8 protein-coding genes and 1 tRNA gene are annotated in these 12,331 nt (G+C 37.7%); 1 reads left to right on the forward strand and 8 read right to left on the reverse strand.

Annotated elements, in window-relative coordinates:
• Window positions 1-6 precede the first annotated feature (6 nt).
• A complete protein-coding gene (locus EHQ58_RS11275; protein WP_135624287.1) occupies window positions 7-597 on the forward strand; it encodes a LemA family protein in 591 nt (196 codons plus the stop codon).
• Here the strand turns inward: EHQ58_RS11275 and EHQ58_RS11280 are convergent.
• The 8 genes from EHQ58_RS11280 to EHQ58_RS11315 form a co-directional block, all read right to left on the reverse strand.
• The gene (locus EHQ58_RS11280) at window positions 594-2,024 is read right to left on the reverse strand and encodes an MBOAT family O-acyltransferase (RefSeq protein WP_135623994.1); all 1,431 of its coding nucleotides are present in this window, start codon (window positions 2,022-2,024) and stop codon (window positions 594-596) included. The two genes, EHQ58_RS11275 and EHQ58_RS11280, sit on opposite strands and share 4 nt — an antisense overlap.
• On the reverse strand, window positions 2,024-3,271 hold the full coding sequence (locus EHQ58_RS11285) for an LA_2490 family SGNH/GDSL-type esterase (RefSeq protein ID WP_135623995.1): 1,248 nt from the start codon (window positions 3,269-3,271) through the stop codon (window positions 2,024-2,026). The genes EHQ58_RS11280 and EHQ58_RS11285 overlap by 1 nt, the downstream gene beginning before the upstream one ends.
• A gap of 49 nt (window positions 3,272-3,320) precedes the next feature.
• On the reverse strand, window positions 3,321-4,001 hold the full coding sequence (locus EHQ58_RS11290; protein WP_135623996.1) for a DUF6989 domain-containing protein: 681 nt from the start codon (window positions 3,999-4,001) through the stop codon (window positions 3,321-3,323).
• Window positions 4,002-4,067: 66 nt separating this feature from the next.
• Window positions 4,068-4,144 (reverse strand) — tRNA-Val (locus EHQ58_RS11295).
• Window positions 4,145-4,159: 15 nt separating this feature from the next.
• A complete protein-coding gene (locus EHQ58_RS11300) occupies window positions 4,160-5,467 on the reverse strand; it encodes a UvrD-helicase domain-containing protein (RefSeq protein WP_135623997.1) in 1,308 nt (435 codons plus the stop codon).
• Window positions 5,468-5,506: 39 nt separating this feature from the next.
• Window positions 5,507-8,299, reverse strand: coding sequence for a TonB-dependent receptor plug domain-containing protein (locus EHQ58_RS11305; protein ID WP_135623998.1), 2,793 nt, complete (start codon window positions 8,297-8,299; stop codon window positions 5,507-5,509).
• A 9-nt stretch (window positions 8,300-8,308) separates the two neighbouring features.
• A complete protein-coding gene (locus EHQ58_RS11310; RefSeq protein WP_135623999.1) occupies window positions 8,309-9,844 on the reverse strand; it encodes an ABC transporter substrate binding protein in 1,536 nt (511 codons plus the stop codon).
• Window positions 9,845-9,847: 3 nt separating this feature from the next.
• Window positions 9,848-12,292, reverse strand: coding sequence for a SpoIIE family protein phosphatase (locus EHQ58_RS11315; RefSeq protein WP_167883612.1), 2,445 nt, complete (start codon window positions 12,290-12,292; stop codon window positions 9,848-9,850).
• Window positions 12,293-12,331: the final 39 nt, after the last annotated feature.

A 12,331-nucleotide genomic window follows, 5' to 3' on the forward strand; every position in this document is an offset into this window, starting at 1 on the left:
CATCCTATGGTACAATTTATCCGAAGATTTTCCCTTACGCTCATTTTACTGTCCGTCCTTACGAATTGTGGATACAATCGCATCCAAGAATTAGATGAAGAAGTTGTAGCTGCGTGGGCAGAAGTGCTTAACCAATACAAACGAAGAGATGACCTAGTTCCTAATTTGGTTGCTGCCACAAAAGGTTTTGCGAAACAAGAAAAAGAGATCATGCAAGGGATCGCTGATGCCAGATCGAAATTGGGTTCAATTCAGGCTACGCCTGAACTACTTAAAGATCCTGAAGCGTTTGCAAAGTTTACGAAAGCCCAAGGAGAGCTAGGTGGATTCCTCGGAAGACTCATGTCGATCCAAGAAAATTATCCAGAATTAAAATCAAGCCAGCTTTTCTCTGATTTGACAGCCCAATTAGAAGGAACTGAAAATCGAATCACAGTGGCTCGAAATCGATTTATCAAAGCGACAAAAGATTACAATATCTTTATCAGACAATTTCCAGAAGTTTTGACGGCAAAGGCTTTTGGATACGCCGCAAAACCTACGTTCACTGTTGAAGACGTAAAGAAAGTAGAAAACGCACCTAAAATCGAATTCTAAAACTGAAAATACACGAACGGGCTAGAAACCGTAACACTGTATATTAAAAACGCTGTGATGTACATCACAGCGCATACTGTATAAAGAATGAATGGCCGATTCATAATAAAGTCAAAAGCATCCTCTTTGTTGTTTTGAACGATATCCACAAAAAATAAGAAGCCAATGACAGCGATTAGTTCTAGAGGAACTGCCTGAAATTTACCTTCCGAGAGCGTAAATGCCTGTTTGATCATCTGGAAAGAGACATTGATTCCTTGAGGGATTGTTTCTGTAGGTCTTGCTCGAAAGAAAAAGATCGCGAAGAGAAAGATAGACAGAGGATATATGGGTTGTAGCCAACGAGGCACTTTCTCCCAGCCATTTTTTATAATTTTAAATTTAAATAAGAATTTTTCGACTACCATCATGAAGGCATGCGTTGCTCCCCATAATACATAAGTCCAATCCGCGCCGTGCCAAATCCCTGAAACAAAAGTAGTGATAAAAAGATTTAAGAAAGAAAAAAATTCGCCTCTTCTGTTTCCGCCCAGCGTGATATAAACATAATCTCTTAGCCAGGAAGAAAAGGAGATATGCCATCTTCGCCAAAGCTCTGTTAGGGTGCCAGAAAGATATGGCCTATCAAAATTTTTAGGTATATGAAAACCTAAAATTCTTCCTGTTCCAATCGCAATGTCCGAGTAACCGGAAAAATCGCAATAGATTTGAACTCCGAAAAGAAGTGCGGAAACCCAAAGCGCCGCACCACTGAAAGCAGTCGGATCAGCAAAAACCGGATCAATTACTGCAGTAATGGGATCAGCAATAAACGTCTTTTTGAATACACCCCAGAAAAATTGTTTTAAACCTTGGTTGAGATTGTCTTTTTGAAATTCTTTTGGTTCTAAAAATTGATGTAGTACGTCGCTTGCTCTAAGGATAGGACCTGCCACCAACTGAGGAAAAAAGGATAAAAACAATCCAAAATGAAATATGGATTTTGCAGGTTGAACAACACCTCGATAGACATCCACGGCATAAGAAACCGCTTGTAATGTAAAGAAGCTGATTCCCATGGGAAGGATGATTCCGATCAACGGCACGTATCCAGGATCGCATGCTTGTAGACCGAGATATAAATTCCAAGAGGAGATCGTGAAGTCCAGATATTTGAATGCAAATAAAAGTCCTAGGTTTCCCCAAATCGAAACACTTAGCCAAAAGATTTTCTGATTTTTACTTTCAGTTTTCACCATATAGTCTACAGCGAGCTTCGTAAGAACAAAGGAAAAAATAAGTAAAATCAAAAAAGGAACTTTAAAAATCGCGTAGAAATATAGACTAACTATAAAGAGTAGGATTCCTTGAAATCGTTTCGGCAATACGAAATATAAAAATATGACGATAGGTGCAAAGATAAAGTAATGCGTTGAATTAAATAGCATTATCTGGTCGCTCCCAATACTGATTTGAGTGATTCAGCGACCCATTTATTGCCTTCCTTTGTTAGGTGGCCATCTCCTGGGATAAAGTAGTCTCGAATCGAACTAAAGGATACTTTTCCATCAACAGAAATTGGAGAACCACACATTTTATTCGTGTATGGAGTTAAATCGATCAAACCAATGCCTCTGGAATTCCAAAATTTCTTCGCGCGGATCGCATAATTTCCTAGTGGATGGTATTTCCCATTTAAATAACAATAGATTTCTTCAACTTGAACAGGAATGACGATTGGGCGTAATCGAAAGTTATATTTTTTACTTAAGGTGATCATACGTTCGTAAGCCCTGATAGTCGTTGGCGTAAGCTCTGGAAGGGTTTTTGAATCCGGAGGATGGTCTATGCACGTAAATTGTTCTACGGGAATAGGTTCGGGACAAGAATGTTCAATCTCTAGTTTTTTAGAAGTGCATTTGTTTCGTTTGGCTTCTTGGAAAAAGGAATCATAAATATAATCGGAAGGGTTCCTTATGGCAGCTTGCCATTCAAGAGAAAATGCATTTTTATTTTGCGCCCATATAACCAAAGTTTGTTCGTATGCCAGTTTTAGCGCTTGTAGGAAAAATGAAATTCGAGTGGCTTCAAATTGAAGTCGAAAATTGGATTTCCATCTTTCATCATTTTCGTGCATCGCATCAAGTTCATCATCGGGAAGGATCCCTTGGTTTCTTAAAACTTCAGGCATTGCAAAATCGTTAGGTGATATAAAAAATAAAACTTCCTTAATGTTCGTTACTTTTTGGGATATATCTTCAAGACGTTTGGCATCACCAAGCGAGCCATAAGCATCCACACCTAAATTCAGTGATTGATAGACTTCTTCATTAATCTTGATCCTGTTAAGAAGTGAGCAAAAGGTTTCCTCGTCGGAGACTCCAAATCCCATGACCATACTGTCGCCTAAACAAAATAATTTCGGCCGCTGACTTTCTGGTTCCTCTTTTCCTCTAAGTCCAAGAGAGTTGGTGGTAAATCGACCCTCCCATGCGCCTGCGTAGTGCTTGATGTAGCGGCTTTCATTTGGTTGTAACGTGACTCCGTAGTCGGGATGGTAGGCATGAAGTAATTTGACGTCTCGGTAATATTGGAGTGATGCTGGATTGAATCCTATAAGTAAGAGTTCGGTACCAAGAATTGTCGCGATTGAAAAAATGGCGAAGGTTCCGAATTTCTGCAAAAACGACTTCATCCCTCTAAAATTTTAGAAATGGCTAGAGACGCAAGCATTTCAGACGAAACTATAGGATTCGTTCAATGAGAAGATAGAAGAAAGTAAGGCTACCCAAGTATTGGATCATGATCAAAAATCCTATACTCATCTGAATTAGAAAATGACTCTGAGAGAAACCTTGGTAGGCAAGGTAAGTTACCACACCCAGAATCATTTCTGGGATAAGTACATATATAGCCATGCCACTGACTTTCGTAACATTTTGTGCATACCATGAGTTTAGCATCCAAGACGTAGCTTCCGCTCCGCCAAAGACGACTAAGGATAGGGAAGCAACCCAGAGGCACGTGCCTATAATGGATACAGACCGTTCTTCCAACTTGATTCCAGTGTAAACTAAAATGAATAGGGGGATGGCCCACAAGCCAGCCATATATCCGGATACTGTACCGATCTTAAAGAAACCATCCTCAGGAAAAACTAACACGCCCAAAACATCGGATAGAAACCAATCAGGGAAGACAAGGAAGACAGAAAGGGGAAATAAAAATTTCCAAATCTGAAAAGGAGTAAACCATCTAAAAGTTTTGGATAATATAACTAAGACTATGTGAAATAATGCAGTGAGACTTGCAAATTTGATTCCTGGCTCTAAGTTTACATATCTCATTGTAAGTAGAGAAATGATTCCAAACGAAACAAAAAAAACAAATAATAATGATTCTTCAAGGATGGGTAACTTTTTCATATGACAGAAAATAAAGTAACATTCTGATTCTGAAAAGCAATCTAATTTCTGGGGAAAAATGGCGTTTGGTGGGAGATACTGGGATCGAACCAGCGACCTCTACCATGTCAAGGTAGCGCTCTAACCAGCTGAGCTAATCCCCCAAACGTAGTACCAATTCACCAGAGCAGTCGATATCGTAAAGTAGGTTTTCCCTGCGAATCGAAGTTACGGAAATAACTGAAAAATTCGTCCTCCAGGCCGTGTTTTCTCTTCGGTAATTTCCTACCTAAGAGTATGAGTTCATCTTTCGCCCTTGAAATGCCGACGTAAAGGATTCGTCGCTCCTCTTCGAGTAGGGTGTTGTCCATGGATTCGGGCATCGACCATCCCGCGCTCAGATCTAATATCACGGTACGATATTCTAAGCCCTTGGCCGCATGAATGGTAGTAATTTTTTTCTCTGGGATCCCGGATTGAATCCATTCTTTCCTTCGAAAATTTGATCTAACAAGCATTATCGATTCTTTATCCTCCATTAGCGCTTTCTCTAATTTTTGAACCATATTGTATCGATCTGACTTGGGATTCTCCATCGTGAATTGCAACACTGAGGCATTTCCGTTTCTATGCGATTTGACAATCTTTGAAATTTTAGATTTATTTTTCTGAAGAGCATGAGTAGAAAGATCAATGATTCCCTTTAGAGATCTGTAATTTGTAGTAAGGAAAAATTGTTCTGTTTTATTAAAGTAAGTAGGAAAATTAAGAAATGGCTCTGGTGTTGCTCCGCGAAAACCATAGATTGCCTGCCAGTCATCACCAACCACTATTAGGTTTGGCGGCCGAATTTGTTGCAAGATTTTCAATTGAGTCGTATCCGTATCTTGAAACTCATCCACAATTACGGAATCAAACAATGAAGGTAAAATGTGTGTCCAATTTTCCTTGTTTTCCAATCCATTGAGAGTGATCAAGGGAAGGTCTTCAAATTCCAATAAATTTTCTTTCGCTTTCCATGTACTGAGTGCCTTAATATACTTCTCATATATTTCTGGATGTTCTGACTTAAAATAATAAGCATTCTGACGGAAAAGGATGGAAAACGGTGTGCCGCCGATTTTAAATCGGTCCTTATACAGAAAATCAATTGTGAAAGCTTCGAGTTGCTTTTTTTCAATGATCCGCATCGGAGATTTGCTATAAATTGGATGATAAGATTTAATCATTTGATAGCAGAACGCATGAAAGGTTAAAATTATATATCGGTCTGATAAAAGATTTTGAAGGATTCGATTCTGAAATTCTTCTGCTGCTTTGTTTGTGAAGGTGACTATGAGAGTTCGATCAGGTCTGATGCCACCTTTGCGCTCTTGTTCCGCAAGTAATCCGATCATAGTCGCTGTTTTCCCTGATCCAGCAGCCGCGATGACTTGTTTCACAGGTGCATTGGATTTGATGACAGCTTTTTGTTCCTCATTCCACATAAGGAATAAGGTCCAAAAATTAGTTTATTTATAAAAAAATTAAAACACGGCACGCATTTGTAGCCAGTAAGTTCTACCTTCATAGGTTGGTGTTCCCGCAGCAAGTGAAACATCTCCTGCGATACTATTGATCGGATATAATACTTTAGAGTCTAAAATATTTTTTATGCTGAGCACTATCGAAACCGAGTCATTAACTGAATATTGAAGAGAAACATTTATCAAATGTTTTCCTCTTACGTTCGCGCCTGTTGGAGCGAACCAATTATAATAATATAAATGGTTGATACCGATCGAATATTTATCAGTGGGGATGATTTGCAAATGACTCCTTGTGATATTTTCTGGATATGCTTTGAAATGTTTATTTCGTGTGTCGCTTGTTAAATATTGAGAGGAATGTAGTTCTGTACTTGCACCAAGAACCTTAACTATCGAATGGCTGACACCGATATGGAAGAATTTATGTTCGTAAGCGACACTTACTTCAGCACCACCTTGCCTGAGTAAACCTGGTGTATTCCGAAAGAAAAAATATCCCTTCCAATCACCAGGTTCATCCGTTCCAATTTTGGGCGCTGAATTTGTATCTGGATTTGGATAGATGACTCCTACATCTATGACGTTCTGAATCATATTATAGAATAAAACAGCATCTGTACTCAGTTTGTTTTTATGTTTATATTTTGTCGCGAATTCAATACTCCGCATTTTTTCTGGTTTGGCTTGCGGGATATTTTGGAAAATTGTGGGATTTTTATTATTGTCGACATTTGGAACTTGAGCAAGCTCAACTTGATTGAAATTATCACTTCTTAGCAATCCATCTTTTTGGTATCCACCAGTGTAGGAAACTCCTACTGCACCTCGAAAGCCCTCCTGATAGGAGAGACGAAACTTTAAATCATTATTTGGTGAAACGGTAGTACCGATCCGGGGGGAGAAGTTTGAGCCCCAGAATGGATGCTTGTCATAACGTACGGCAGCAAAGATATCCCATTTTTCGTTTAACTTATGGGCATCTTCCATAAAAAAACTGGCAACAGGGATCGTATTCGTAAAAACAAATTTATTTGTCTCATTTACACGGTAGGGAGAGGGCACACCTTCTTCGATTTTGTAAAAATTGGCTGGCTCTGCTTTATTTACGATAAAATTGTTACCATCTGAATCCATCCGACCTAAATCGTACTTTCGGTATTCCAATCCAATCGCCAAATTATTCTTAGACGAAACTGTCCAATTTAAAATTCCAGACCCACCATACCGATTCTCTCTTGTGCCAGCTAATCTAACTCCAGAATGCGATTGAAACCCAAAGTCGTCCTGCGTATAAAAAAGTCTTGTAGTGAATTTTAACTGCTCAGAAAATTCGTGTAAATAGGAAATGGCTCCGTTTCGTATTTTGCTGATTGCCTCATTTCGATCCCGATAAAAGTTATAAAGATCTCGCCTTTGGTCAGCGAACATCGTATTAATTTTTAAACCTTTGTATTCAATTTGACCATGCATCATTTCATTTTGATTTCGGTCCACCCGGTTTCCACTAGCAGCAGCTATGTTTCCATAGAAGTTACTCCCAAATTGAGAGCTTGTTTTTAAAGCTTGGATTTCTCTCGGATCAGTTATAAGTTCTAGACCTTGGATTTCAGCGCCCTCATAGGTTCTCTGTCTCGTCCAACCCTCACTTCTTATTTTTTGACCCTCATACTGCATCTTAGAAAGATAAAAGTATGTCTTTAATTCCGGAATGATCTTTCCATTGTTTCCCGATTGAATATTAAAATTACGAAAACCATCCTTGCCTCCTCCCATTTGAATGGCTGTATCAGGATTAGACACTCCATTCTTGGTGATGATATTGATAACTCCGAGTAAGGCACCTTGGCCCAAGGTAACCGAACCTGGACCCCTTATTACTTCAATTCGATCGATATAATCTAAATTGATACTGTTAATAATAGAATCTGGAGGACCAAACTGCCATTCCGTGTTCATATTTACACCGTTCAATAATAGCAATACTTTTGAATTTGAATCAGGAGCTAAGCCACGAAATCCAGCAATGGAATCATCTTGGTCTTCAACTTTAAAATAACCTGGTACATACGTCATTAGTAAGTCGTTTATCGTTCTCGCACCTGAAAGTTTAATTTGATTTGAATTGATTACTGTTACAGACACGGGCTGTTTATCTGCATCCTTAATGACGTTGGATGCAACGGTGATGTTTGTTTCGGAAAGCAATCGAAATACTTCCCGACGTTCCTGTTCTTCTTCCTCTTTCGCAATTGAAAAATTTCTATAAGTCTTAATCGGAGAATTAAGGATATACTCTTTTATGTTATGAATTCTTCGGATTCGGTTTTGATTGGTGCGCAAACGGATCACAATTTTTTTTGCAAATTCATCCCATATGAAATCGTTAGAAGATTCCATTTCCTTTATATCGATAGATAAACCATCTAATTCAGTTAAGATGTTGATTTGGTTATGGGCATCGATCAGTTCTGCAGTCTCTGCTTTATAGATATGACCGTAAATGCTCCAATTTGGATTGGCATTATAATATCCATCGATGTAAAATTGATCAGAAGAGGGGATCGCTTTTTCATGCTCTTCTTCGGTAAGAGTGGCTTGAAATCCTGCTTTTTCCAAATTTTGTTTGAGTGAAAGTCGAAAGTTTTCTTCTGCTTTTTTATCCTCAATAGAGCCTTCGATAGGCAAAAATTTTCCAATTTTCACGCTTGTGAGACGAATGGCTTCTCCTTGTAAATCCGAAAATAAATAATTAATAAAAAAACATAGTATAATATACGTATATAATTTCATCGAGTATTTTTACTTTAATCTTTTTTCTAAATTCCGAATGGCTTCTCTTCTTTTAATGGATAAACGTAAGTATTCGATTGCAGTTTTGTCACCTGGATCGAGTAAAAGGACTTTTTCAAAATTGTCGATCGCGGTGTCATAATTTCGATTTTGATACTCTTGGATTCCTTCGGGAGTAAGGGAAGAAACTTGACCAAATTCCTTTTTCCGTAGCGCCTCCAATTCATTCTTTGCATTCGTATTTTGTGGGTAAGTATGTAAAGAATCCAAAAAAGACCGAATCGCTTCAAAAATATGACCTTGGTTTCTTTGTAAGATTGCCTTCTGTCTTTCTTTTTCGCTTTGACTGATAAGAGAGTTTTGAACACCCTCGCGTGCTAGGACAAGATTTGGGTTTAGAGATAATGCTTTTTGATATTCGGCTTTGGCTGATGAATAGTTTCCTGCTTCCGAAAAGTTTTTTGCTTTTTGTAAAATATCCCTAACGAGACTTCCTGAAAGTTTTTCAACCGTTAGCTGTTGGTAGACGATGGCTGATTGGTTCATGGGATCATCTTTTAAAATGCTCTCAAATATTACCTTACTTGATTTCCACTTTCCCTCATTTAGTAATTGTAAGCCTATGGAAAACAAACGACTCTTCTTGGCTCTTTCCTGGATTAAAGTTGGGATTTTTATCTTTGATTCTTTTGCAAAATTTTCATTTAATAAGAAATTGAAATGTTTTGGAAGGTGTACCCTCTCTTTTTCACAATTGGAATTTCCACCTATAATCGCATTAGCCATTTCCCCCGTTTCAATTCCTATTTTTGTATAGTCAGCACTGATGCCAAATGTAGCACCTGATTTAACAAGAGCGGGAAAGGAACTCATAAGAATGATGGAGTTTTTTTTACTAAATTCGGAAATGGTTTCAAAATTTTCAGAATTGTACAAGGGATCAGAAGAAATAAAAAGGGCATCCGGATGTTTTTGCATTTCATTCAAATCTTTTTTGAATGATTCCGGCGTTGTTTTCTTTTTCATGAAAAGCAATCTATTTTTTAAATCAGCATGTTCGCCTTCTTCGGAAGAAAATTCACCTTCCTCGTTGGAATAGAACGAGTAAACGGTTTTTGCATCAGGATAAATATCCTTTAATACATTCAAAAAGGATTCAACGGGAACATCCATCGTAACACCGCAAATATTCGAAGATTCCAAATCAAGACTTTTGGCATAGGATATCATCGAAAATAAGATCGGTAATTTATGAGTATATTCCTGTGCTGCACGCGTAGCTCCCTTCCCAATGGTTATGATCAGTGGAACGCCTTTGTTTTCCAATTCCTGAAAGTAAGTAGCCTGTGATTCATATTCAGAGTCGATGATATCTAGATAGTTAATGTGAATCTCATGATTTATACTTGTTTGGATTCCAAACAGTGCCTGTTCGTAAATAGAATTGTCTGATGTCAATAATACTTCTATTGGCTTTTTATCAACTCCGCTAACTTGTATTGAAGAGAATGTAAGCAGTAAAAATAGAATGATTCGTAATCGCATATTTCAAAGTACCTTTTTACTTTTTTTTAGCGTGGATAATTTTTCTTTCGCTTGCTTAAAGTTAGGTTCTATAACTAAACATTTTTCCCAGTTTTTTTTTGCCTGGTCCAAGTCTCCCGTAAATTGATATATATTTCCGATATTGAAAAGCAGAAGGGTATTTTCTTTATCCAAGGAAAGCGCTTTTAAGTAATATTTTAAAGATTCAGAATATCTTTTTAGTTTAAATAGTCGATCACCAATTTGAATTGCTTCTTCTAGCTGAGCCTCTGGACTCCTTCTCGATATCTCACCAAAGAAGGACACTTCATCGTCAAAAATAGGACTTTTTTGATTTATTTTTGTCTGTAAAGATTTCGTTTTTTGGTGATTTGGTTTTATTTGATCCGCTTTCTCTAACAAAGTTTTTGCTCGATTGAAAATGCCCGATTCAATATAAATTTCAGAAAGATTGTGTAGGTTTTCTAAATGATGAGGATCTCTAAGATAGAGTCTTTCTCCGAAATCAGCAGCTTCAGGCCTCCTTTCCTCGTTTCGATACGCGAGGGAAATTTGGAAGAGCGCCTCATTTTCCATCGGAATCATATCTAATAATTGAGAATAAGATTCGATTGCCTTTTCCCATTGTTTCGTCTCCATATAACCACTACCGAGTAAACGTAAAATGTTAGGTGTTGGTTTATGTTTTGTGACAGCTTTGTTGAGCCATATTAAAGCTTCCTTAGGTTTTCCAGAATCGAGAAGAGAAGTAACTTTCTCGAGAGTGGAATCGAGTTCACCATCTGTATCATGCCGGGATGAAAATCTTTTATTTTGGCTTTCAGAATATACAATGCGTAGAAGCGAAATATCATCATATAAAGATCCAAACTCTTTGATTTTAGTGATGATTTTTACAGGCTCTCCCTCACCCTCCTCGACACGCCTCAAAAACAAATCACTATTTTCATTTATGATTTCATTCTTTCCGTCATAGCCAATGATGATATCATCTCGTCCATCCGATCCTGTTATAATCTGATCTCCAGGTGACAGTTGATAGGTTTTTATGAAAAATCTATTTTCTTGACCAGGAGTACCTATTTTACATAAGTCCATAGCTGATTCGAGAAAACTTGCCTTGCCATCACGATATAATACGCTAGGAGGATGTTCGGCGTTGATATAGTAAAGCATACCTGTCTCATTTTCAATCAGTCCAATACAGACAGAAATATACATAGTACCGTCAAAAGACAAAAAGACGTTTTGGAGGTCTAAAAATCTTTCCTTTAGCCAGATCTCAGGATAAATTTGCATATTTGAATAGGTTCTTGAGCGGATGAGTCCCGCATTAAAAACGACACCTAACGCTAGCGCTCCGCCTGCACCTTGTATTGATTTTCCCATAGCGTCAGCATTTAGAAAGACCGTGTATTCTTTGTTCTGAAGTTTAATGGTATCAGTAATGCAGATGTCACCTCCGATCTGGGAATTCCAATTGCGAAACGAAAATTTCTTTTTTTGTTCTGTAATGAAATCTGTTTTAACATTTTTGGAATAATTATTATTAGAAGACAGTGGTTCAAGAAGTAGGGATGTCAGATAGTAATCTCCATCTTGAGAGATTTTCAACTCATTCACTTCCTCTAATGTTTTGTTTAATGCTTCAGTCCTCTCCAATACTTTTTGTTCAAGGTGATGTGTAAAATCCTGAATTTTTTCTCCCATGGAATTGAATGCGTTTGCTAAATGTCCGATTTCATCTCTTCCTTGGAGTAAGATACGATGACTAAAATCACCTGTTCCAAATTTTTGCGCTCCTTCGCTTAAAATTTGTAATGGATGAGATAAGGAGATGGAAATAAAAAAAGCGATACCGATGCCTATTATGAATAATATCCCCGACGAATATAAGATTGAATTTCTAAGATCGATGATAGGTGAAAAAATTTCCTCGGAATTAAATTCGAAGACAGCGGTTCCTATTCGGATATTTTTATTTTGGTATTTAATATAAATCGGATATGCAAATTCTAAAAGGGATTGTTTGTCTTCTAAGATTTCACGGGAAGCAAGTGAAGTGAGTGAAGAGAAATAAGCAAAAGTTTCACGACTGACCTTTGGATCCTTTTTTTGAGAATCGAGACGTGCAACGATTTCTCCATCCAAATTAATTACAAATGTATCCTTTAAGGCTCGGACATTTGATTCTTTAAGTTTTGTGATCGCGGATGTGGTCGCCTCATAAGTATCGCCAACGAGAAGTTCATCATCAGCAATCTTTGCTATATTGGTCGCTATATTTTTGCAAACTTCGTATGTTTTCTCTATGACAATTCCTTTATTTTTGAAGTAAACGATCGTAGAGAGTGGAACGACACATAATACAACGATTCCAGACACAAGTAAGATCATCTTGGTTCGGAGTTTCGTATTTTCGAGAATGTGAAATTTATGCCGATCCATTATGGATGTCCGATCGCTCATTGAATCGAAAAAAAGAAC

Source organism: Leptospira ognonensis, assembly GCF_004770745.1.
Taxonomy (GTDB): domain Bacteria; phylum Spirochaetota; class Leptospiria; order Leptospirales; family Leptospiraceae; genus Leptospira_A; species Leptospira_A ognonensis.

Bases quoted from the DNA above. Each gene is read 5' to 3' on its own strand.
- EHQ58_RS11275 (WP_135624287.1), top strand. From the start codon at position 7: ATGGTACAATTTATCCGAAGATTTTCCCTTACGCTCATTTTACTGTCC.
- EHQ58_RS11280 (WP_135623994.1), bottom strand. From the start codon at position 2,024: ATGCTATTTAATTCAACGCATTACTTTATCTTTGCACCTATCGTCATA.
- EHQ58_RS11285 (WP_135623995.1), bottom strand. From the start codon at position 3,271: ATGAAGTCGTTTTTGCAGAAATTCGGAACCTTCGCCATTTTTTCAATC.
- EHQ58_RS11290 (WP_135623996.1), bottom strand. From the start codon at position 4,001: ATGAAAAAGTTACCCATCCTTGAAGAATCATTATTATTTGTTTTTTTT.
- EHQ58_RS11300 (WP_135623997.1), bottom strand. From the start codon at position 5,467: ATGTGGAATGAGGAACAAAAAGCTGTCATCAAATCCAATGCACCTGTG.
- EHQ58_RS11305 (WP_135623998.1), bottom strand. From the start codon at position 8,299: ATGAAATTATATACGTATATTATACTATGTTTTTTTATTAATTATTTA.
- EHQ58_RS11310 (WP_135623999.1), bottom strand. From the start codon at position 9,844: ATGCGATTACGAATCATTCTATTTTTACTGCTTACATTCTCTTCAATA.
- EHQ58_RS11315 (WP_167883612.1), bottom strand. From the start codon at position 12,292: ATGGATCGGCATAAATTTCACATTCTCGAAAATACGAAACTCCGAACC.